Below are 21,942 nucleotides of genomic sequence, written 5' to 3'. Positions count from 1 at the left end.
TTGAAAGATTATTTAGCCCAATTATTTGGAGAAAGAGGCTAAGCAGATGATTGATTTAAAAAGGAATCTTTTCAAAATTGATGTCCGGGCACAAAAGGATGAAGAGAAAGTTTTCATGCGTACGGCGTGATAAAAACTAAGGAGAAGATGTTGGAATAAGAAGCTTTATGGTATAATTAAGGGTATTAGATTTAGAAAGGGAAGTCATGAATATCCAACAGTTACGTTATGTGGTTGCTATTGCTAATAATGGCACCTTTCGGGAAGCTGCCTCTAAATTATTTGTCAGTCAGCCTAGCCTATCAGTGTCTATTAAAGACTTAGAAGCAGAACTAGGATTTCAAATTTTTAATCGGACCACCTCTGGTACCGTACTGACAAGTCAAGGGTTGGTTTTTTATGAAAAAGCTTTGGAAGTAGTGAAAAGCTTTGACGCTTTTGAAAAAAACTTTTCGCAGGCTGATTTGGATCAAAATGAATTTTCGATCGCTAGTCAACACTATGATTTTCTGCCTCCTCTGATTACAGCTTTTTCTCAGCAGTATGATGGGCATCGTGTTTTTCGAATTTTTGAATCCACTACAATTCAAATTTTGGATGAAGTGGCACAAGGAAACAGTGAGTTAGGTATTATTTATTTAAACGCTGACAATCAAAAAGGCCTTTTTCAACGCATGGATAAGTTGGGTTTGGAATATGTTTCTTTAATTCCTTTTACAACCCATATTTATCTTTCGAAGACTCATCCATTAGCCAATCGTGAGGCGCTTTATTTGAAAGATATTCAAGGATTACCTGCGGTAAGGTTTACTCAGGAAAAAGATGAGTACTTGTACTATTCTGAAAATTTTGTGGACACTAGTGAATGTCCTCGTATCTATAATGTGTCAGACAGAGCAACGTTGAATGGTATTTTAGAAAGAACCGATGCCTTTGCGACGGGATCAGGTTTTCTTGATCATCGTAGTGTGAATGGCATTAAAGTGATTCCTTTGATTGACCATATTGACAACCATATGATTTATGTCAAACGAAAAGATAAAAACCTTTCAGTTGCTGGTGCCACATTTGTGACTATTTTAAAAGATTATTTTGATGAAAGAAGGAAAGCTTTATTGTGAAAAAGTTACTTTTTGTACTTAGTTCAATCTTCCTTATTGCTCTGGATCAATTCAGTAAATATTGGATAGTTTCACATATTGAACTTGGACAGATAAAACCCTTTATACCTGGTATAGTCAGTTTGACTTACTTACAGAATAATGGGGCTGCCTTTTCCATGTTACAAAACCAACAATGGTTCTTTGTTATAATGACAATCTTGGTGATTGGCTACGCTATTTACTATGTGATGACCCACCGCCACTTGACAATCTGGAAACAATTAGCCCTTTTACTAATCATTTCAGGTGGCATTGGTAATTTTATTGATCGTTTGCGTCTGTCCTATGTGATTGATATGGTGCATCTAGATATTATTGATTTTGCGATTTTCAATGTGGCAGATGCTTACCTCACTTTTGGAGTCATTTTATTAGTAGTGTGTTTATGGAAAGAAGAGGATTATGGAAATTAATGTGTTGACGTCGGGGCAGCGTCTGGATAAGGCCTTGGCTGACTTAAGCCCCTTGTCACGGGGCCAAGCCAATGATCAAATTAAGCAAGGCCTTGTTTTAGTGAATGGCCAGCAAAAAAAAGCAAAATATACAGTTCAGGCAGGCGATGTGATTCAGTTTGAATTGCCAAAAGAAGAAGTCTTAGAGTACCAAGCTCAGGATATCCCCTTGGACATTATCTATGAGGATGAAGCCTTAGCTATTATTAATAAACCGCAAGGAATGGTTGTTCATCCCTCGGCGGGGCACCCTTCAGGAACAATGGTTAATGCCTTGATGTATCATATCAAGGATTTGTCCTCAATCAATGGTGTGGTGCGTCCAGGAATTGTCCATCGGATTGATAAGGATACCTCGGGACTATTAATGATAGCTAAAACAGATGAAGCTCATCAAGCTTTGGCCGCAGAATTAAAAGACAAAAAATCTCTCAGAAAATACCTAGCCATTGTTCATGGAAACCTACCGAATGATCGTGGGATGATTGAAGCTCCTATAGGTCGTAGCGAAAAAGACCGTAAAAAACAAGCAGTTACAGCAAAAGGTAAGGAAGCCGTGACACGTTTTACAGTGCTAGAGCGCTTTGGAGATTATAGTCTGGTGGAATTACAACTTGAAACTGGTCGCACCCATCAGATTCGTGTTCATATGGCTTATATTGGGCATCCTGTTGCTGGTGACCCTTTATATGGCCCTCGTAAAACCTTGTCAGGACACGGCCAATTTCTTCATGCCGAAACGTTGGGCCTGACCCATCCTTTAACAGGGAAGGATATGTTATTTACCGTTGAACCTCCTGCTATTTTCCAAAAAACATTACAGCAATTAAGACAAAAACAGTAAATGAGGAAGAACATCATGTTCTAACCTCATTTTTTCATTCAAAAACCCTGCTTTTAGTCATGATAAAAACAGGGTGAAAAGGTAGAACTGTCGAAAACATTTCTAAGGAAATAAAACTGATATCAACTAAGACTGTAAGACCTGACCAACAAGTTGGAATCCTTGATAGGTGAGGACAGTGTAGATATAAAGGGTAACAGGCTTCGCTAGTAAGAAGATAGCGGTGAATTTGCGAAGAGACATCTTGCCTAAACCAGCTACCATGCAGAGGAAGTCGTCTGGAAATCCTGGTAAAATAAAAGCAGCAGCCAGAAAGCGTTCAAAGTATTTACCCTTGTCTAGGTAGGGAATGTACTTGTTGTAAGTATCATCGGAAACAAAGGTTTTGGCAAATTGTGCAACATATTTTCTGGCAAGCATGAAGCTAATGAGAGAGCCGATAAAAATACCAACCGTATTATAAATAAAGCCTAAGAAAGGTCCGAAAACCACATGCCCTAAGACACAAGTTAAACCGCCAGGGATAACAGGATAGACAACCTGAACGATTTGAATAAGGATAAATAAACAAGGAGCTAAAATCCCAAGTTTAACGAGGTAAGCTTGAAAAGTTCCTCCTACAGCAAAGAAGTTAGGATGTTGCTGGAAATAAGCCAAAAAGAGTAAGGATAAAGCAATTCCAAAGGCAGTAAGGATTTGGATGGTTTGCTTATGAGTTAGGATCCGAGTTTTAGAAGGCATAAGGAAGACTCTCTTTCGTTTCTTTGACATTATTGTACTATTGTTTTCATACAAACGAAATAGGTCTTAAGACTTATTTTTTTGAAAAAAGGCTTGTCTTTAGCTTGGGTTTTTGCTATACTAATGAAAATAAAATATTCCTTTAAAACAGTCCAGTGAGGCTGTCAAGGAGACCAATCTGAAAAAGTGCACCATTGTACCCAATTGTGCCATATTTTGTTGAATCTCCTTGTTATCAAGGAGATTTTTTTATTTGAATTTTTAGAGGAGGTTTCAACATGAAATCTAAGGAAATTGTCGATGACGTGACCATGAAGCGCGCCATTACCCGTATTACTTATGAGATTATCGAACGCAACAAACAATTGGACAATGTGGTTTTGGCAGGAATCAAAACGCGAGGTGTTTTTTTAGCCCGTCGTATTCAAGAAAGATTACGTCAACTCGAAGGACTAGAACTACCTATTGGCGAATTAGATATCAAACCTTTCCGAGATGATGTGAAAGTTGATGAAGACACAACATTGATGCCTGTTGATATTACAGGTAAGGATGTGATTTTAGTCGACGATGTGCTTTATACAGGACGTACCATTCGAGCGGCTATTGATAATTTAGTGAGTCTAGGTAGACCAGCCCGTGTTAGTTTAGCTGTTTTAGTCGATCGTGGTCATCGGGAATTGCCGATTCGTGCGGATTATGTCGGAAAGAATATTCCGACTAGCAGCGTGGAAGAAATTATTGTTGAGGTTGTCGAAGTTGATGGCCGTGATCGCGTTAGTATTGTTGACCCAACATAAGAAAGAGGTATTACTGTGAAAGATGTCATTTATGATGTAGAAGAAGTTCCAAAGGCAGGTATGTTAATTGGTCTGTCTTTCCAGCACTTATTTGCTATGTTTGGTGCGACTGTTCTGGTTCCCATTCTAGTTGGAATTGATCCATCAGTTGCTTTGTTATCTAGTGGTTTAGGAACCCTTGCCCACTTATCAGTGACCAAATTTAAAATTCCAGCATATATGGGATCAAGTTTTGCCTATATTGCAGCAATGCAACTGTTGATGAAGACAGATGGTATTGGAGCTGTGGCTCAAGGGGCTATGACAGGAGGTCTAGTTTACCTGATTGTAGCTTTGATTGTTAAAGCTATTGGTAATGATTGGATTGATAACATCTTACCACCGATTGTGGTTGGTCCTATTGTTATGGTCATTGGTCTAAGCCTAGCTTCTACAGCTGTTAATGATGTCATGCTAAAAAATGGGAACTATAATCTGACTTATCTTGTTATTGGGTTAGTCACCTTATTAGCAGTTATTTTTTTCAATATTTATGGTAAGGGAATTGTTGCTATTGTACCAATTTTATTGGGGCTATTAGTTGGTTATGTTGTAGCCCTTTTAGTGGGTATTCTCACTGGTCAAGAAATTGTTGATTTTACCAATGTGGCTCAGGCTAAATGGTTTAGTATCCCATCAGTGGAAATTCCTTTCTTTACCTACGGGGTAAAATTCTATCCAAGTGCCATTTTAACCATGGCTCCGATTGCCTTTGTTACAATGACAGAACATTTTGGACACATTATGGTCTTAAATAGTTTGACAAAAAGAGATTATTTCAAGGATCCAGGACTCGAAAAGACTCTTACAGGTGATGGATTTGCGCAAATGATTGCCGGTTTTCTAGGCGCACCGCCAGTGACTTCCTATGGTGAAAATATTGGTGTTATGGCTTTAAATAAAATATTCTCAGTCTACGTCATTGCGGGCGCCGCAGTGATTGCAGCTCTCCTTAGCTTTGTGGGTAAAGTATCTGCTTTAATTCAGTCTATTCCAACCCCAGTAATCGGAGGTATCTCTGTTGCTTTGTTTGGGGTGATTGCTTCAAGTGGTTTGAAAATCTTGATTGAATCAAAAGTTGATATGGATAATAAGAAAAATCTATTGATTGCTAGTGTTATTTTGGTCTCTGGGATTGGAGGATTGATGCTTCAAGTAAATGGTCTTCAAATTTCAGGTGTCGCTTTCTCAACACTTCTTGGAATCATCCTATATCAGGTACTTCCTGAAAAATAAAAGAGCCAGTTGTCTACTACTTAATTTAGTTGTCATTCATTAGTGATAAAGGGGAGAAACATGTCAGTCGTTAATAACCGTGTTGCACTTACCAATTTAGTTTCAATGGAAACATTAACCAATGAAGAAGTTTTAGGACTTATCAACCGAGGTTCAGAATACAAAGCAGGAAAGGTTGTCCTACCTAAACTGCAAGATCAGTTTGTGGCCAACCTCTTTTTTGAAAATTCTACTAGAACTCATAAATCATTTGAAGTGGCTGAGAAAAAACTTGGGTTAACCGTTCTTGATTTTAATGCAGACACGAGTGCTGTTAATAAGGGAGAAAGCTTGTATGATACTGTGTTAACCATGAGTGCCCTAGGGACAGATATTTGTGTGATTCGTCATCCTGAAGATGATTATTACAAGGCCTTAGTGGAGAGTCCAACAATCACAGCTTCAATTGTTAATGGCGGAGATGGTTCTGGACAGCATCCAAGCCAGTGTCTGCTTGACTTGCTAACTATTTACGAAGAGTTTGGGCGATTTGAGGGGTTAAAAATTGCGATTGCAGGGGACTTGACCCATTCGCGTGTCGCAAAATCAAACATGCAGATTTTAAAACGACTAGGAGCAGAGCTTTATTTCTATGGTCCCAAAGAATGGTATTCAGAAGAATTTGACAGTTACGGGACTTACACTGCTATTGATCACATTATTGAAGAGTTAGATGTCCTGATGTTGCTTCGGGTGCAACATGAGCGTCACGATGGTCAGCAAAGTTTTTCAAAAGATAGTTACCATCAGCAGTTTGGACTGACACAAGAACGTTACAATGCCTTAAAGGACTCCGCTATTATTATGCATCCAGCTCCTGTTAACCGTGATGTGGAAATTGCAGATAGTTTGGTAGAAGCACCGAAGGCAAGAATTATTTCTCAAATGACGAACGGTGTCTTTGTACGTATGGCTATTATTGAGGCTATTCTTAATGGCAGAAGCCATTGCTGATTAGTCAAAGTGAAAGGGTATGAGAAGGTAAAGAATGGCAAAACGATTACTTATTTTGGAAGATGGTACTATTTTTGAGGGAGAACCCTTTGGAGCAGATAAAGATGTGACTGGCGAAATTGTTTTTAACACAGGGATGACAGGTTATCAAGAGTCCATTACTGACCAGTCCTATAATGGTCAACTGTTAACCTTTACCTACCCTCTGATTGGAAATTATGGCATTAACCGTGATGACTACGAATCGATTACACCAACGTGTAAAGGGGTTATTGTTTCTGAAGTTAGCCGGCTGGCAAGTAATTGGCGCCAGCAAATGACTCTAGATGACTTTTTAAAAATAAAAGGTATCCCAGGTATTTCAGGAATTGATACGAGGGCATTGACTAAAATTATTCGACAACACGGAACCATGAAAGCTACGATGGCAGATGATGGAGATACTATCCAGCATTTAAAAGATCAACTGCGTGCAACCGTGTTACCAACTAACACTATCGAGCAAGTCTCAACAAAAGCAGCCTATCCAGCACCAGGTGTTGGGAAAAGTATAGTCTTGGTTGATTTCGGCTTAAAACATTCGATCTTAAGAGAGTTATCAAAAAGACAATGCAACGTCACCGTGGTTCCATTTACTATTACGGCAGAAGAAGTGCTTCAATTGAATCCCGATGGCTTAATGTTGTCTAACGGTCCTGGAAATCCTGAACAGTTACCAGAAGCTTTAGACATGATTCGAGGGGTTCAAGGGAAGATTCCGATTTTTGGTATTTGTATGGGTCATCAACTCTTTAGCTTGGCAAATGGCGCAAAGACTTTTAAAATGACTTTTGGTCATCGAGGTTTTAACCATGCGGTTAGAGAAATTGCAACGGGAAGAGTGGATTTCACTAGTCAGAATCATGGTTATGCTGTAGAACGCGAAAGTTTACCAGAAACACTTATGGTGACACATGAGGAAATCAATGATAAAACGGTCGAAGGAGTCAGACATCGCGACTATCCAGCCTTTTCCGTCCAATTTCATCCTGACGCTGCCCCTGGTCCTCATGATGCTAGCTATTTATTCGATGAATTTTTAGATATGATTGATGCTTGGCAATTGAAACAGCAAGCAAAAAAATAATAGCATCAAAGGTCAAAAGAAAAGATTCTTTGAAGGAAAGAAATCAGTTAGCTGTTTGAAAGGAAGACAATTTCAATCTTTCTGACCAAGCTGTCTTGGATTATTTAATGTCGTCCTGTGAGGCGACAAATCGAAAAAGAGGAGAGGAAAAAGGAGCACTAGTGTGGGGGAGGGTGAAAAAATCAAGTATTGGCTTTAGCTAATAAGATTTTGTAGGTCCTTCTACGCTAGTCTCTTTCATAATAATAAGTATGCCAAAAAGAAAAGATATTCATAAAATTATGGTGATTGGTTCTGGCCCCATTGTTATTGGTCAGGCTGCTGAATTTGATTATGCGGGAACACAAGCCTGTTTGGCCCTAAAAGAAGAAGGTTATCAGGTCGTTCTTGTGAATTCAAATCCAGCTACCATTATGACAGACAAAGAAATTGCAGATAAGGTTTATATTGAACCTTTAACCATTGAATTTGTTAGTCGTATTCTTAGAAAAGAAAGACCAGATGCTCTATTGCCAACCCTTGGAGGGCAGACGGGGCTTAACATGGCAATGCAATTATCTAAGGCTGGTATCCTTGACGAATTGGGGATTGAATTATTAGGAACCAAATTATCTGCGATTGATCAAGCAGAAGACCGTGACCAGTTCAAACAACTGATGAAAGAATTGGAACAGCCAATCCCGGAATCAGAGATTGTCACCAGTGTTGAAGAAGCAGTTGCTTTTGCTCAAACGATTGGTTACCCCGTTATTGTACGTCCGGCTTTTACTTTAGGTGGTACAGGTGGTGGTATGTGTGCCAATGAGAATGAGTTGCGAGAAATTGCTGAAAGCGGACTAAAATTATCTCCTGTCACCCAATGTCTAATCGAGCGGTCAATTGCTGGTTTCAAAGAAATTGAATACGAAGTGATGCGAGATAGTACTGACAATGCTTTGGTGGTTTGTAATATGGAAAATTTTGATCCTGTTGGTATTCATACAGGAGATTCTATTGTTTTTGCACCAACTCAAACCCTTTCTGATAGTGAGCATCAAATGTTACGCGATGCTAGTCTAAACATTATCCGAGCCCTTAAAATTGAAGGGGGATGTAATGTGCAATTGGCGCTAGATCCACATAGTTTCAACTATTATGTGATAGAGGTTAATCCGCGCGTGTCACGTAGCTCCGCCTTAGCTTCAAAGGCGACGGGTTACCCTATTGCCAAGTTAGCGGCCAAGATTGCGGTTGGACTTACGCTTGACGAAATGATTAATCCAGTGACAGGGACTACCTATGCCATGTTTGAGCCAGCTTTGGATTATGTGGTGGCTAAAATTCCACGCTTTCCATTTGATAAATTTGAGCAGGGTGAACGTCGTCTGGGAACACAAATGAAAGCAACTGGAGAAGTCATGGCCATCGGACGAAACATTGAAGAGTCATTGTTAAAGGCTTGTCGTTCCTTGGAAATTGGGGTCCATCATAATGAAATGTCAACACTAACTGCTGTTAGTGATGATCAGTTAATGGCTAAAATTGTGAAAGCTCAAGATGATCGTTTGTTTTATTTATCAGAAGCTTTGCGTCGTGGTTACACTATTGAAGAACTCGCCTCTTTGACAAAAATAGATCTCTTTTTCTTGGATAAGTTACTTCATATCATTGAACTAGAACATGAATTGAAAGCAGTTCCTGATGATCTCGATAAGTTAAAAAAAGCTAAGCGTTATGGCTTTTCAGACCTTAAAATTGCAGAGCTGTGGCAGGTAGACGAAACTCACGTTAGGGAGTTGAGATTGGTCAATGGCATTGTTCCTGTCTATAAGATGGTGGACACCTGTGCAGCAGAGTTTGACGCTAAAACACCTTATTTTTACTCAACCTACGAGTGGCAAAATGAATCGACACTATCTGATAAAGAATCAGTACTTGTCTTAGGTTCTGGCCCCATTCGTATTGGTCAAGGGGTTGAGTTTGACTATGCAACAGTGCATTCGGTTAAAGCCATCCAAGAAGCAGGCTATGAAGCTATTATTATGAATTCGAATCCTGAAACAGTCTCTACAGATTTTTCAGTGTCAGATAAGTTGTATTTTGAACCACTGACCTTTGAAGATGTCATGAATGTGATTGATTTAGAGCAGCCTAAAGGTGTCGTCGTTCAGTTTGGTGGACAAACAGCTATTAATTTAGCACAGGCTCTTTCCGAAGCGGGTGTGACGATTTTAGGAACTCAAGTGGATGATTTGGATCGGGCAGAAAATCGAGATCAGTTTGAAAAAACGCTGAAAGCATTAGGCATTCCACAACCACCAGGTCAAACAGCAACCAATGAAGCAGAGGCCTTAGCTGCCGCTAGTCACATTGGTTTCCCTGTTTTAGTCAGACCGTCATATGTTCTTGGTGGTCGAGCTATGGAGATTGTGGAAAATGCAGAAGATCTTCAACGTTATATGAAAACGGCAGTCAAAGCCAGTCCAGAATACCCAGTTCTGATTGACTCCTATATTGTTGGTAAAGAGTGCGAAGTAGATGCCATTTCAGATGGGGAGTCGGTATTAATTCCTGGAATTATGGAACACATTGAGAGAGCTGGTGTTCATTCGGGAGATTCAATGGCGGTTTACCCACCGCAAGGATTATCCAAACAGATACAAGAAACTATCACAGACTATACCAGACGTTTAGCCATAGGACTAAACTGTATTGGCATGATGAATATTCAATTTGTTATTAAAGACGAGCAGGTGTATGTGATTGAAGTCAATCCACGCGCAAGTCGTACCGTACCTTTCCTATCCAAAGTCACAAATATTCCAATGGCCCAAGTAGCTACAAAATTAATTTTAGGGCAAAAATTAAGGGATTTAGACTATGGGGATGGTCTTTATCCAGAGAGCCAGCTGGTTCATATCAAAGCACCGGTTTTCTCTTTTACTAAACTAGCTCAGGTAGATAGTCTCTTGGGACCTGAAATGAAATCAACAGGGGAGGTTATGGGATCAGATACAAGTCTCGAAAAAGCTTTGTATAAAGCATTCGAAGCAAGTTATTCTCATTTACCAGAATATGGTCACATTGTGTTTACCATAGCAGATGATAGCAAGGCAGAGGCATTGGAGTTGGCGAAACGTTTCCTTGCGATTGGCTATCACATTGTTGCCACTCAAGGTACAGCAGCTTATTTTGCGGAGCGAGGGTTAGAATCACAGGTGGTTGCTAAAATTGGCGATACCGCAAATGACATTCCATCCTTGGTTCGAAGTGGACAGGTTCAGGCTATTATTAATACAGTGGGCACTAAGCGCACAGCAGATAAAGATGGTCAACACATTAGACGTTCAGCTATTGAACAAGGAATTCCACTGTTTACAGCTTTAGACACAGCTAAGGCGATGTTAACAGTTTTAGAAAGCCGTTCCTTTAGAACACAAGCCATTTAAGGCTCAAGCCCCTTTTAAGTATTCTTAGAGGGGCTTTCTCTATTGTTTTAAGAACTAAGTGACAAAAGTGTAAGGTAGAAATGCTTGAAAGCAAGTATAATAGAAGAAAAGGCAACTGATTTGAGCATGATTTTTGTTAGGAAGATAAAGAATTTCTTGACAATAATTGAAAAAGGTCATATACTTGTCTTATAAAAATAGTACAAAAGGGGAGGACAGAAATGTCTAAAAAAGGAAAGACTAAGATGTCAAAGAAAACTAAGGGGATTATCGCAGGTGCCACAGCGCTGGCTGTAGTGCTCATTGGGGGAATTTTATGGAAGCAGCAGCAGGATGCCGTGTCTACTGATGCGATGAAAGAACCTTATTCAGCGGTTAATGTGACTGAAGGTAGTATTGCTTCCTCGACCTTGCTATCAGGTACTGTTAAAGCTCTTTCAGAAGAATACATTTATTTTGATGCCAGTAAAGGTGCGGATGCGACGGTAACGGTGAAAGTTGGGGATCAAGTAACTCAGGGTCAACAGCTAGTCCAATACAGCACCACAACTCAACAAGCAGCTTATGATGCAGCTGTTAGAAGTCTTAATAAGATTGGTCGCCAAATTAACCATTTGAAAACTTATGGCGTTCCCGCTGCTACAACAGAAACAAGCAAGGATGAAGAAACAGGTGAAGAAACCACAACAACTGTACAGCCATCAGCTCAACAAAATGCTAGCTATACTCAACAGTTGCAAGATTTAAATGATGCCTATGCAGATGCCCAATCCGAAGTTAATAAAGCTCAAGTAGCCTTAAATGACACTGTGATTGTTAGTGGTGTCTCAGGTACTGTTGTAGAAGTTAATAATGACATCGATCCTTCTTCTAAAAATAGTCAAACTTTGGTCCACGTAGCGACTGAAGGGCAACTTCAAGTTAAAGGGACCTTGACGGAATATGATTTAGCCAATATCAAAGTTGGTCAACCAGTAAAAATTAAATCTAAAGTCTATTCAGACCAAGAATGGACTGGAAAAATTTCTTACATCTCGAATTACCCTGCAGATGCTAACGCAAACAGCGGAGGTGCTGGATCAGGTTCCACAGGGGGATCAACGAGTGCCGCTTACGATTACAAAATTGATATTACAAGTCCATTGAATCAGTTGAAACAAGGTTTTACAGTCTCTGTTGAGGTTGTTAACGAAGCAAAACATGCCCTAGTTCCTCTGACAGCAGTTATCACTAAAGATAAAAAACATTATGTTTGGGTTTATGATGATAGCACAGGCAAAGCCAAAAAAGTTGAGGTAACTCTTGGCAACGCAGACGCTGAAAAACAAGAGATTAATCAGGGCTTGAAAGTTGGAGATATCGTTATTGCTAACCCAGATAAGCAAATCAAAGAAGGGAAAAAGCTAGAAGACGTTATTTCAGCAGACACCAAGACATCAAAAGATTCTAAAGAAAAAAACAAAGAATCCGGGGTGAATAAGTAGTGCCAGATGACAAAAAAGAATTAATGCGATTAACAAATATTGTTAAGAGTTATCGAAATGGTGAACAAGACCTTAAGGTTTTAAAAAACATCAACTTAACTGTCTATGAAGGAGAGTTTCTAGCCATAATGGGACCATCTGGCTCAGGAAAATCCACCTTAATGAACATTATTGGTCTATTGGACCGGGCAACTTCGGGAGACTATGTCCTAAATGGAACAGAAGTTGAGGTTCTTAGCGATAGAAAACTGGCTCAAGTTCGAAACGAAGAAATTGGCTTTGTTTTCCAACAATTCTTTCTCTTAGCAAAACTGAATGCTCTCCAAAACGTTGAACTCCCTCTGATTTATGCGGGGGTTAGTGTGTCAAAACGTCGCGAACGTGCCAAAAAATTTTTAGAAAAAGTAGAACTTGGCATGCGTATGAAACATCTACCTTCAGAATTATCAGGTGGACAAAAACAAAGAGTAGCTATCGCTCGTGCATTAGTGAATAATCCATCTATTATTTTGGCAGATGAGCCAACAGGTGCGCTTGATACCAAAACAGGTCAACAAATCATGGAACTGTTAACAGAATTAAATCAAGAAGGAAAAACCATTATTATGGTTACCCATGAACCTGAAATTGCTGATTTTGCAACCCGTAAAATCATTATCCGAGATGGTGAGATTACCACTGACACCACTGAAAGTGTCAGAATTGACTAGGAGGAGGATTAATGGAAAATTGGAAATTCGCTCTTAGTTCAATCTGGGGGCATAAAATGCGCTCAATCCTAACCATGTTAGGGATTATTATCGGGGTATCAGCTGTCGTCATTATTATGGGGCTTGGAAATGCCATGAAAAAAAGTGTGACAGATACCTTCTCAAACAATCAAAAAGAAATTCAGCTTTATTATAAAGAAAAGGGTGAAGACGAAGATCCTTACGCTGCTTTCTATTCTCATGAAAATGATCAAGAAGTTAAGGCTGAATGGTTGGAGCAAATTGTGAGAGACATTGATGGTGTTGACGCTTATTACTTTACCAATAACACCTCATCAACCATTTCTTATGAAAAAAAGAAAATGGAAAATGCCGCCATTACAGGTGTTAGTCAAGATTACTTTAAGGTCAAGGATTATGATATTGTCGCTGGTCGCACCCTTAAGGCAGCTGATTATCGTAATTTTTCACGTATCATTTTATTAGATACGGTCTTATCAGATGAGTTGTTTGGAAAAGGTAACTATAAAGATGCCCTAAACAAAGTTGTCAGTCTTGGTAGTAAAGATTACCTAGTTATTGGAGTTTATAAGACCCCTCAAAGTTCGGTTTCTATGGGAGGCTTAGTTGGTGGTGCTGTCATGGCTAATACTCAAGTGGCATCTGAATTCAATGTCAAAGAAATTGGATCTATTTATGTCCATGTGCGTGATATTCGCCGTAGCTTAACTTTGGGACAAGAAGCAGCACAAATGTTAACACAACTATCACATGTGAAAGATGGGGAGTATGCTGTCCCAGATAATAGCAAGCTCGTCAATGAAATTAATACTCAATTTGGAGTAATGACAACTGTTATAGGTTCTATTGCAGGAATCTCCTTATTGGTTGGTGGTATTGGTGTTATGAATATTATGCTGGTTTCTGTAACGGAGCGTACCCGAGAAATTGGCCTACGAAAAGCTTTGGGAGCAACCCGTTTAAAAATCCTTGCTCAATTTCTGATTGAATCAATTGTACTGACCGTTATCGGAGGCCTACTTGGTTTGCTTCTAGCTCAAATTGGTGTAGGGGCCTTGGGAAGTGCGTTGAACCTCAAAGGAGCATCAGTATCATTTAATATTGCTTTAATTGCGATCCTCTTCTCAGCATCTATTGGTATCGTCTTTGGAATGTTACCTGCAAACAAGGCAAGTAAATTGGACCCAATTGAGGCTCTGCGTTATGAATAGATTTGGTAGCTCGCATGCTCTTTTAAAAAAATATTTAAAAGGGCTAGGTATCTTATCAATTCTGTTTTCTACAGCCTTGGTTGTCTATCTTGTGAGACAACTCGATATTCTTAACAACCCCAATGCCTTAGCGCATACCATCAAAGATCATGTAGTGATTGGTTCGATTGGTTTTTTCGCCCTACAAATTATCCAAGTGGTAATTCCTATCATTCCTGGTGGGGTTACCACAGTCGTCGGTTTTCTCGCTTTTGGACCTGTATTAGGATTTTTACTCAATGTCACAGGGATTTGTATTGGTTCATCACTATTATTTAAACTGGTTAGAAAGTATGGAAAACCCTTTATTTTACTTTTTCTAACGGAAGAACAATTAGACTTTTACGAGAAAAAATTATCGTCAAAAACGTTTGAAGTCTTTTTTGTCCTAAATATGCTTTCCCCTCTTGCACCAGCAGATGCATTAATTATGATCACGGGATTAAGTCGCATGAGTTACCGTCAATTCCTGATAATCATCCTTATCTGCAGACCAATTTCCATTATTACATTTAGTTATTTTTGGATTTATGGTGGAGAGGTCATAAGGCGTCTTTTAATGACTTCTTAATTCCTAGCTGAACTTCGTTCAACTAGGAGTTTTTGAGTGATATGCTTATTGTTTAAACAAAAGGAGATTAATCCATGAAACTCTTGTCTGATTTACTATTGACCATGTCAAAAATCAGATTCTCTTGGTTATTAAAGGCCAGTGTCTTTCAGTTATTATTTGTAACCATGGCTAACTTTGTATTATCCGAGTTTTTCTATATTATACTGGGGGTAACTGGACAATACCATTTAGATAAAGACAATTTTTTTACTTTTTTGAAAAATCCTCTGGCACTGGCTTTGTTATTTTTGTATCTATTGTTATTTGCTGCCTTTATCCATCTTGAATTTTTTGCGCTTTATCGGATTATAGCAGATCAAGAGATTAGCATTAGAGGTATTAAAAAGCGATTTTCTTATTATTTGAAGCGCATTTGGAGGACATTCTCCGGTTATCAATTAATTCTTTTTGTAGGCTATGTCTTGCTGACTATCCCAGTCTTGCACCTAGGGCTATCTTCAGTCATCACTGAAAAACTTTATATTCCAGAATTTATCGTAGGAGAATTGTCGAAAACAGCAACAACTAAATATTTGTTGTATGCCGCCTTTGCCTTTTTGTTTTATCTTAATTTACGCTTGATTTATTTTTTACCCTTGTTAGCCATTAAGCATCGAACAGTAAAAGAGGCTATGATAGAAAGTTGGCAAAGAACTAAGAGGTATCAGTTTTCTTTAGTGATTCGTCTACTAGCTGTCAGTGCGGTCACCTTTTTGTTTTCATCAACTGTTATTTCGATTGTTTTAGCCCTAGTGTATTTCTTTAATCCTAGTGGTAATCAGGTGATCATACAAACCATTTCCTTAACGATTATCTGGGAATTAATCTTTTTTGCGACGATTTTCTTGAAGCTTTGTTCTGCTATTATTTTAAAAGAAGATATTGCACCTCAAAAAGAATGGTATCATCCTAAAAAATTAACCAAACGAACCAAAGGCTACGCCTTCTTATTTGTGCTGTTGACTTTAGGATTTGCTTATCAGTCATTGGAAAGGTTAGCTTTCTTTCAAACTCCAACGCCAAAAGCTGTTATCGCTCATCGTGGTCTTGTTTCAGCAGGTGTGGAAAATTCTTTAGAGGCTCTAGAAGGTGCTAAAAAAGCAAAAAGTGACTATGTTGAGCTAGATTTGATCTTAACTAAAGACAATCGCTTTGTTGTGTCGCATGATAATCACTTGAAACGATTAGCAGGTCTTGATGAAGATATTCGTCATCTAACCTTAGCAGAAGTGGAACAGTTACGTATTCAGCAGGGCAAATTTTCGAGTCATTTTGTTTCTTTTGAAACGTTTTACAAAAGAGCTAAGAACTTAAAGATGCCTCTCTTGATTGAATTAAAACCAACAGGATCTGAGCCTAACAATTATGTCGACCTTTTCCTAGAAGAATACCATCGTCTCGGCATTAGTAAAGAAAATAAGGTCATGTCACTTAACTTGAAAGTTATGGAAGCTATCAAAAAGAAAGATCCTTCTATTACAGCTGGGTATGTTATCCCTATTCAATTTGGCCTTTTTGGAGATGAAACGGTTGATTTTTATGTGATTGAAGATTTTTCATACCGTTCTTATTTGTCGACACAAGCTTTTTGGAAGAACAAAGAAGTCTATGTTTGGACCATCAATGATTCTAGTCGGATAGAACATTATTTGCTCAAACCTATTCAAGGAATTATCACAGATAAGCCAGGTTTAACCAGATATTTAGCTAAGGATTTGAGGAAAGATACGTCCTATTTTGATCGGTTAATCAGAATTATTAGCAGCCTCTACTAGATTTTAAAAACTGTCAAGAAAAAAACTTGACAGTATAAAAAAACTACGATATACTAGTCCATGTAAGAAATGAGCAAGGCTGTATTTCTTGACAGAACTATTAAAAAGAAAAGAGATATGATAACAATGGCAGTTAAAATTCGTTTAACTCGTATGGGTTCTAAGAAAAAACCTTTCTACCGTATTAACGTTGCAGATTCACGTGCACCACGTGATGGTCGTTTCATCGAAACAGTTGGAACATATAACCCACTTGTAGCTGAAAACCAAATCACTGTAAAAGAAGACCGCGTTCTTGAGTGGTTGGCTAAAGGTGCACAACCTTCTGATACAGTTCGTAACATCTTGTCAAAAGCTGGTGTTATGGCTAAATTCCACGACCAAAAATTCTCTAAATAATAAAAGCCTATGGATACCATTGAAAATCTTATTATCGCTATTGTGAAACCTTTGATTTCACAACCAGATAATCTTACCATTAAAATTGAAGATACTCCTGACTTTTTAGAGTATCATCTTGACTTGGATGCTCAAGACATCGGTCGTGTTATCGGAAAAAAAGGTCGTACTATTACAGCGATAAGATCGATTGTCTATTCGGTTCCAACTGCAGGGAAAAAAGTTCGTTTAGTTATTGATGAGAAGTAGTATCTCATTAAGAATAAAATAGAACAGATGTCTGTTAACTCTGGTTAGCAGACTTTTTTGTTGCTCTCAAATTGATTGTTTGATGAAAAGGCTTAGTTATTATCTTGTTTTTAGCTACATGTAGTTTATCAAACATTAAAAAATTTGATTTTATAAAAAACTTGACTGATTAAGTAAATGGTGCTATGACTAGTTTAGCCCTATGGGGACACTAATCAAAACTTGTGAGGTAATCATTTACTGAACAAGACATAAAAGGAAATCTAATGATTAAAACTCATAAACGCGTTATAAGCCTAATGACGGTAACAGCGCTATCAAGCTTGGCTTTGGCGAATGCTGCTATGACATCAACTGTTCAAGCTGAGACCCTGTTCATTCTACTGCACTGGAAGCTCCCGCAGGAACATTCTAATTTTTAGCAACAGTTGTTGATAGTAAAGGTCAAACCTTATTAGGCAAGTCTGTTGTGTTGACTGATACAACGGATGCTTCGAACAAGGTTGTTCAAACTGTTGTTACAGATGCCAAAGGTCAAGCTTTATTTAGTCAATTACCGATTAATAGAAGCCTTAGCGTTTCAGTTGATGGTGTGGCTAAAGGTTATTCTGTTCGTACTAGCCAAGCCAATAGTCAATTAGCAGCTAGTTTTACTGCTCAAGGTGTAGGACAAGGCACTCCTGACTATACTAAAACACCTTTAGATGTTTACGTGCGTAATCAAGACGCTGAAGCAATTGCTGACAAAGCAGTGACCTTAAAAGATAGCTCAGGTAATCTTGTTGAAACAGTAACAACAGGTAAAGATGGGCTAGCTCGTTTTACTAAAGGCCTAATGGATGGTACGTTTTATGCTATCTTTGTGGATGGCAAAAAAATGAGCGAAACCGTTCCAGGTATGCCAGTTAATGTGGCTCTTGATACAAGCAAAGAACAGGCAACAGAACAATCAAAAGCAACAGGTTTTAACTTTCTTGTAACTATTTTAGACAAAGAAGGTAAGGTTCTTGAAGGAAAAGAAGTTGCTCTATCTGATATTACAGATGGGAAACCACTTCCTCTTAAAGCTGCAAAGACAAATGCAAAAGGCCAAATTCTATTTGAACAATTACCATTATCACGTAATATTAGTGTGACAGTTGATGGTAAATCACAAGGATATACTGTTAGAACAGACCAAAATGGACAGCTAAAAGAAGCAGCCTTTTATGCTGAAGGAAAAGGAAGTGTGGCACCAGAATATACGAAAAAAACCATTGACGATTACTGTTCGTGATTCAGGTGGAAATGGCCTTGCTGGTCAAACAGTTGCTGAGATGACAACTGATGCAAAAGGGAAAGCAACTTTTGTTAATCAGTTGATGGATGGTATGTTCTACAATTACCTGGTTAATGGTATTAAAATGAATACTGTGACACCAGGAAATGTCATCAGCGCCTACTTGAAAACTAGTCAAATTAAGAAAGCTGATGAGAAGCCAATGCCTGAGCAGTCAGACAAAACAGACGCTTCAAAACAAAAGGATAAGGCTAAAGGTATGGATACCAAAAAAGCAGCAGCACCTGTAAAACAAGAAGGTAAACCCCTTCCTAAAGCAGGTGATAAAGGAGTTACTTTAGTTAGCTTGATTGGTCTTGTTATCTTAGGAATTGCAGGCATGCTTACCTTGACAAAGGCAAAAATGAAGCCATAACCCTCTATCTCTCCTAAAACTATTTCTTAATCAAAACCTCTTTTGAACGATAGTATTCAAAAGGGGTTTTATGTATGTTAACGCCTCTATTTTATACGACAAATGAATCAAGCTACCTGGGAGATGTAAAAATTTTCTACCACTAGCCACGTTTAGAAATGAGAAATGACCTATGACCTAGTTGATACCTTTTCTTTCCTTTGAAAGAGAAGGGAGAAAGTTGTGAACCAGAAGTGCAAAATAGGTTATAACGTGTTAAAATAGTAAATGATTTGGTTTTAACCGTATTTCCTTTTATGGGATCCTATGAAACCATGATAAACCACCCAGGTGGGATGAGATAACGAGCGAACGATTGAGGAGTTAGTATGGAATATTTTAACGTTGGGAAGATTGTCAATACCCAAGGACTACAAGGAGAAATGCGTGTATTATCGGTCAGCGATTTTGCTGAGGAGCGCTTTAAGAAGGGATCACAATTGGCTTTGTTTGATGACAAAGACCAGTTTGTTCAAGAGGTCACGATTGTTAGTCATAGAAAGCAAAAAAACTTTGATATCATCAAATTTAAAGACATGTATCATATTAATGCTATTGAAAAGTACAAGGGATACACTTTAAAGGTCTCAAAAGACAATCAAGGGGATTTACAAGAAGGAGAATTTTATTACCATCAGATTATTGGCATGGCTGTTTATGAAAAGGATGTCCTTATTGGACATATTAAGGAAATCTTGCAGCCAGGTGCTAATGATGTTTGGGTAGTGAAGCGTCAAGGAAAACGAGACTTGTTATTACCATATATTCCCCCAGTAGTTCTTAACGTAGATGTTCCTAACAAGCGCGTGGATGTTGAATTGATGGAAGGTTTAGACGATGAAGATTGATATTTTAACCCTTTTTCCTGAAATGTTTGCCCCTCTAGAGCATTCCATTGTAGGCAAGGCAAAAGAAAAAGGATTACTTGACATTCACTACCATAACTTTCGAGATTACGCTGAAAAAGCTCGACATGTTGATGACGAACCCTATGGTGGTGGGCAAGGCATGCTCTTGAGGGCACAACCAATTTTTGACACCATTGAACACATCCAAGCTCAAAAACCGCGGGTTATCCTCTTGGATCCTGCTGGAAAACCCTTTACTCAGGCTTATGCTGAAGAATTAGCTCTTGAGGAAGAGTTAATTTTTATTTGTGGTCATTATGAGGGCTACGATGAGCGCATTAAAACCTTAGTCACAGATGAAATATCGTTGGGAGATTTTGTCCTAACTGGTGGGGAATTGGCAGCCATGACGATGGTGGATGCAACTGTTCGGCTAATTCCAAATGTGATTGGTAAGGAAAGTAGTCATCAGGACGATTCCTTCTCATCAGGACTTTTAGAATACCCTCAATACACTAGGCCTTATGACTACCGAGGGATGACGGTGCCAGATGTTTTGATGAGTGGGCACCATGAACGTATTCGATTGTGGCGTTTAGAAGAAAGTCTCAGAAAAACCTATTTGAGAAGGCCAGATTTGCTAGAGCGGTACGAGTTTTCTGAGGAAGAGAGCAACTTATTAGCTAAGATAAAAGCAGAATTGATTCAAGGAGAAGACTAATGGAAGAAAGAGAATATGATATAACCATCATTGGTGGTGGTCCAGTAGGTTTATTTACCGCTTTTTATGCAGGGCTCCGAGGTATGAGGGTGAAAATCATTGAAAGTTTATCAGAACTAGGTGGTCAACCCGCCATTCTTTACCCAGAAAAAATGATTTATGATATTCCAGCCTACCCCGCTTTGACAGGAGCAGAATTAACAGAGAATTTGCTTAAGCAGTTGAGTCGTTTTGAAGATCGTACAACAATTTGTTTAAAAGAAGAAGTCTTGTCTTTTGAGAAGGTTGAAGGTGGTTTTTCGATTACCACTAATAAGGCAGAGCACTTTTCAAAAGCGATTATCATTGCTTGTGGAAATGGCGCTTTTGCACCACGGACATTAGGGTTAGAAGGGGAAGAAGATTTTGCTGACCATAACCTGTTTTATAATGTCCATCAGTTGGAACAATTTGCAGGCCAAAAAGTTGTGATTTGTGGTGGGGGGGATTCGGCTGTAGATTGGGCTTTGGCTTTAGAAAACATTGCTGAAAGTGTTACAGTTGTGCACCGCCGCGATGCATTTAGAGCACACGAACACAGTGTGGAATTGTTGAAAGCATCAACGGTCAACCTCTTAACACCTTATGTGCCAAAAGCATTGAAAGGCATTGGAAACCTAGCTGAAAAGCTAGTCATTCAAAAGGTTAAAGAAGAAGAGACAATGGAGCTTGATGTGGATAGTATCATTGTGAGTTTTGGTTTTTCAACCTCTAATAAAAATTTGAAAAATTGGAATCTCGACTACAAACGCTCCAGTATCAATGTCACTCCGCTTTTCCAAACCAGTCAAGAAGGTATTTTTGCTATTGGGGATGCGGCAGCTTATGATGGGAAAGTTGATTTAATCGCTACTGGATTTGGTGAGGCACCAACAGCCGTTAATCAAGCCATTAACTATATTTATCCAGATCGAGATAACCGTGTGGTGCATTCAACATCTTTAATTGACTAAAGAGTTAGGGGTACAATCTCATCGTTAGAGAGGAACGTTCACTTATTAGATTGTTACTTGTTCTAAGGAGTGGAGCCACTTTTGTCCACGCCAAACGCATGAAGAAACTTTTGTTTTCAGAAAACTAGATTCATAATGACAAAATCAATCAAAGTAGTACACTATAGATGAGGTGACTACGATGATTGATTTTATTACTGCTATTGATAATTGCGCCGGTGAATTGGATAGTCGTCAATCTTGGAAAATTCGCTACCCCTTATCAACCATTCTATTTCTTGTCTTCGTTTGTCAGTTAGCTGGCATTGAAACCTGGAAGGAGATG

The 21,942-nt window shown here is 38.7% G+C and carries 22 protein-coding genes and 1 pseudogene; 22 read left to right on the top strand and 1 reads right to left on the bottom strand.

Annotation, left to right across the window (positions count from 1 at the left end; genetic code table 11):
* The first annotated feature begins 206 nt into the window (after positions 1-206).
* From ACYTR8_RS08885 to ACYTR8_RS08875, 3 genes are read left to right on the top strand one after another with little or no spacing between them, the layout of a single operon-like run.
* On the top strand, positions 207-1,121 hold the full coding sequence (locus ACYTR8_RS08885) for a LysR family transcriptional regulator (RefSeq protein WP_479642026.1): 915 nt from the start codon (positions 207-209) through the stop codon (positions 1,119-1,121).
* On the top strand, positions 1,118-1,576 hold the full coding sequence (gene lspA / locus ACYTR8_RS08880; RefSeq protein WP_111716107.1) for a signal peptidase II: 459 nt from the start codon (positions 1,118-1,120) through the stop codon (positions 1,574-1,576). The genes ACYTR8_RS08885 and lspA overlap by 4 nt, the downstream gene beginning before the upstream one ends.
* Entirely contained in the window at positions 1,566-2,459 is an 894-nt protein-coding gene (locus tag ACYTR8_RS08875) for an RluA family pseudouridine synthase (RefSeq protein WP_154412795.1), read from the top strand. The genes lspA and ACYTR8_RS08875 overlap by 11 nt, the downstream gene beginning before the upstream one ends.
* A 126-nt stretch (positions 2,460-2,585) precedes the next feature.
* Here ACYTR8_RS08875 and ACYTR8_RS08870 read toward each other — a convergent pair whose 3' ends face one another.
* Positions 2,586-3,200: a TVP38/TMEM64 family protein gene (locus ACYTR8_RS08870; RefSeq protein WP_479642025.1), complete on the bottom strand. Its 615-nt coding sequence runs from the start codon at positions 3,198-3,200 to the stop codon at positions 2,586-2,588.
* Between the two features lie 278 nt (positions 3,201-3,478).
* Here ACYTR8_RS08870 and pyrR point away from each other — a divergent pair, with 278 nt between their 5' ends.
* The 19 genes and pseudogenes from pyrR to ACYTR8_RS08775 all read left to right on the top strand — a co-directional run.
* The gene (pyrR, locus tag ACYTR8_RS08865) at positions 3,479-4,000 is read left to right on the top strand and encodes a bifunctional pyr operon transcriptional regulator/uracil phosphoribosyltransferase PyrR (protein ID WP_003050221.1); all 522 of its coding nucleotides are present in this window, start codon (positions 3,479-3,481) and stop codon (positions 3,998-4,000) included.
* Positions 4,001-4,015: 15 nt separating this feature from the next.
* Entirely contained in the window at positions 4,016-5,275 is a 1,260-nt protein-coding gene (locus tag ACYTR8_RS08860) for a uracil-xanthine permease family protein (protein ID WP_111716115.1), read from the top strand.
* A gap of 60 nt (positions 5,276-5,335) precedes the next feature.
* On the top strand, positions 5,336-6,268 hold the full coding sequence (locus ACYTR8_RS08855; RefSeq protein ID WP_154412799.1) for an aspartate carbamoyltransferase catalytic subunit: 933 nt from the start codon (positions 5,336-5,338) through the stop codon (positions 6,266-6,268).
* Between the two features lie 34 nt (positions 6,269-6,302).
* Positions 6,303-7,394, top strand: coding sequence for a carbamoyl phosphate synthase small subunit (locus ACYTR8_RS08850; RefSeq protein ID WP_012766822.1), 1,092 nt, complete (start codon positions 6,303-6,305; stop codon positions 7,392-7,394).
* Positions 7,395-7,645: 251 nt separating this feature from the next.
* Positions 7,646-10,822, top strand: coding sequence for a carbamoyl-phosphate synthase large subunit (gene carB / locus ACYTR8_RS08845; RefSeq protein WP_479642024.1), 3,177 nt, complete (start codon positions 7,646-7,648; stop codon positions 10,820-10,822).
* Between the two features lie 221 nt (positions 10,823-11,043).
* Positions 11,044-12,306 carry an efflux RND transporter periplasmic adaptor subunit gene (locus tag ACYTR8_RS08840; protein WP_138125341.1) on the top strand — a complete coding sequence of 421 codons (1,263 nt, stop codon included), beginning with the start codon at positions 11,044-11,046 and terminating at the stop codon, positions 12,304-12,306.
* A gap of 23 nt (positions 12,307-12,329) precedes the next feature.
* Positions 12,330-13,016 carry an ABC transporter ATP-binding protein gene (locus ACYTR8_RS08835; RefSeq protein WP_111717919.1) on the top strand — a complete coding sequence of 229 codons (687 nt, stop codon included), beginning with the start codon at positions 12,330-12,332 and terminating at the stop codon, positions 13,014-13,016.
* Positions 13,017-13,027: 11 nt separating this feature from the next.
* A complete protein-coding gene (locus tag ACYTR8_RS08830; RefSeq protein ID WP_479642023.1) occupies positions 13,028-14,248 on the top strand; it encodes an ABC transporter permease in 1,221 nt (406 codons plus the stop codon).
* Positions 14,241-14,858, top strand: coding sequence for a TVP38/TMEM64 family protein (locus tag ACYTR8_RS08825; protein ID WP_111716128.1), 618 nt, complete (start codon positions 14,241-14,243; stop codon positions 14,856-14,858). Before ACYTR8_RS08830 ends, ACYTR8_RS08825 begins: the two co-directional genes overlap by 8 nt.
* 74 nt (positions 14,859-14,932) lie before the next feature.
* Entirely contained in the window at positions 14,933-16,675 is a 1,743-nt protein-coding gene (locus ACYTR8_RS08820) for a glycerophosphoryl diester phosphodiesterase membrane domain-containing protein (protein WP_479642022.1), read from the top strand.
* A gap of 126 nt (positions 16,676-16,801) precedes the next feature.
* The gene (gene rpsP / locus ACYTR8_RS08815) at positions 16,802-17,074 is read left to right on the top strand and encodes a 30S ribosomal protein S16 (RefSeq protein WP_003056242.1); all 273 of its coding nucleotides are present in this window, start codon (positions 16,802-16,804) and stop codon (positions 17,072-17,074) included.
* 9 nt (positions 17,075-17,083) lie between these two features.
* Positions 17,084-17,323 carry a KH domain-containing protein gene (locus ACYTR8_RS08810; RefSeq protein WP_003050244.1) on the top strand — a complete coding sequence of 80 codons (240 nt, stop codon included), beginning with the start codon at positions 17,084-17,086 and terminating at the stop codon, positions 17,321-17,323.
* Between the two features lie 266 nt (positions 17,324-17,589).
* Positions 17,590-17,745, top strand: coding sequence for a hypothetical protein (locus ACYTR8_RS08805; RefSeq protein WP_231872014.1), 156 nt, complete (start codon positions 17,590-17,592; stop codon positions 17,743-17,745).
* Positions 17,746-17,795: 50 nt separating this feature from the next.
* Positions 17,796-18,599, top strand: a complete 804-nt coding sequence (locus ACYTR8_RS08800; RefSeq protein ID WP_479642021.1) for a hypothetical protein — start codon at positions 17,796-17,798, stop codon at positions 18,597-18,599.
* Positions 18,550-19,017: an Ig-like domain-containing protein gene (locus ACYTR8_RS08795; protein ID WP_479642020.1), complete on the top strand. Its 468-nt coding sequence runs from the start codon at positions 18,550-18,552 to the stop codon at positions 19,015-19,017. Before ACYTR8_RS08800 ends, ACYTR8_RS08795 begins: the two co-directional genes overlap by 50 nt.
* A 368-nt stretch (positions 19,018-19,385) precedes the next feature.
* Positions 19,386-19,904 (top strand): ribosome maturation factor RimM, encoded by a 519-nt coding sequence (gene rimM / locus ACYTR8_RS08790; protein WP_111716133.1) that lies wholly within the window; start codon positions 19,386-19,388, stop codon positions 19,902-19,904.
* Positions 19,894-20,625, top strand: a complete 732-nt coding sequence (gene trmD, locus ACYTR8_RS08785; RefSeq protein WP_111716135.1) for a tRNA (guanosine(37)-N1)-methyltransferase TrmD — start codon at positions 19,894-19,896, stop codon at positions 20,623-20,625. The genes rimM and trmD overlap by 11 nt, the downstream gene beginning before the upstream one ends.
* Entirely contained in the window at positions 20,625-21,617 is a 993-nt protein-coding gene (locus tag ACYTR8_RS08780) for an NAD(P)/FAD-dependent oxidoreductase (protein ID WP_143934905.1), read from the top strand. Before trmD ends, ACYTR8_RS08780 begins: the two co-directional genes overlap by 1 nt.
* A gap of 181 nt (positions 21,618-21,798) precedes the next feature.
* Positions 21,799-21,942: pseudogene (locus tag ACYTR8_RS08775) on the top strand (ISAs1 family transposase); the annotation flags it as partial.

The organism is Streptococcus sp. F2, from assembly GCF_056500955.1.
Note: the sequence above shows the minus strand (reverse complement) of the source record. Positions and strands in the feature narration are given on the sequence as shown.

Excerpts from the sequence above, each read along its gene's own strand:
- ACYTR8_RS08885 (WP_479642026.1), top strand. The coding sequence starts at position 207 with ATGAATATCCAACAGTTACGTTATGTGGTTGCTATTGCTAATAATGGC.
- ACYTR8_RS08875 (WP_154412795.1), top strand. The coding sequence starts at position 1,566 with ATGGAAATTAATGTGTTGACGTCGGGGCAGCGTCTGGATAAGGCCTTG.
- ACYTR8_RS08870 (WP_479642025.1), bottom strand. The coding sequence starts at position 3,200 with ATGCCTTCTAAAACTCGGATCCTAACTCATAAGCAAACCATCCAAATC.
- pyrR (WP_003050221.1), top strand. The coding sequence starts at position 3,479 with ATGAAATCTAAGGAAATTGTCGATGACGTGACCATGAAGCGCGCCATT.
- ACYTR8_RS08855 (WP_154412799.1), top strand. The coding sequence starts at position 5,336 with ATGTCAGTCGTTAATAACCGTGTTGCACTTACCAATTTAGTTTCAATG.
- ACYTR8_RS08850 (WP_012766822.1), top strand. The coding sequence starts at position 6,303 with ATGGCAAAACGATTACTTATTTTGGAAGATGGTACTATTTTTGAGGGA.
- carB (WP_479642024.1), top strand. The coding sequence starts at position 7,646 with ATGCCAAAAAGAAAAGATATTCATAAAATTATGGTGATTGGTTCTGGC.
- ACYTR8_RS08840 (WP_138125341.1), top strand. The coding sequence starts at position 11,044 with ATGTCTAAAAAAGGAAAGACTAAGATGTCAAAGAAAACTAAGGGGATT.
- ACYTR8_RS08835 (WP_111717919.1), top strand. The coding sequence starts at position 12,330 with ATGCGATTAACAAATATTGTTAAGAGTTATCGAAATGGTGAACAAGAC.
- ACYTR8_RS08830 (WP_479642023.1), top strand. The coding sequence starts at position 13,028 with ATGGAAAATTGGAAATTCGCTCTTAGTTCAATCTGGGGGCATAAAATG.
- ACYTR8_RS08825 (WP_111716128.1), top strand. The coding sequence starts at position 14,241 with ATGAATAGATTTGGTAGCTCGCATGCTCTTTTAAAAAAATATTTAAAA.
- ACYTR8_RS08820 (WP_479642022.1), top strand. The coding sequence starts at position 14,933 with ATGAAACTCTTGTCTGATTTACTATTGACCATGTCAAAAATCAGATTC.
- rpsP (WP_003056242.1), top strand. The coding sequence starts at position 16,802 with ATGGCAGTTAAAATTCGTTTAACTCGTATGGGTTCTAAGAAAAAACCT.
- ACYTR8_RS08810 (WP_003050244.1), top strand. The coding sequence starts at position 17,084 with ATGGATACCATTGAAAATCTTATTATCGCTATTGTGAAACCTTTGATT.
- ACYTR8_RS08805 (WP_231872014.1), top strand. The coding sequence starts at position 17,590 with ATGATTAAAACTCATAAACGCGTTATAAGCCTAATGACGGTAACAGCG.
- rimM (WP_111716133.1), top strand. The coding sequence starts at position 19,386 with ATGGAATATTTTAACGTTGGGAAGATTGTCAATACCCAAGGACTACAA.
- trmD (WP_111716135.1), top strand. The coding sequence starts at position 19,894 with ATGAAGATTGATATTTTAACCCTTTTTCCTGAAATGTTTGCCCCTCTA.
- ACYTR8_RS08780 (WP_143934905.1), top strand. The coding sequence starts at position 20,625 with ATGGAAGAAAGAGAATATGATATAACCATCATTGGTGGTGGTCCAGTA.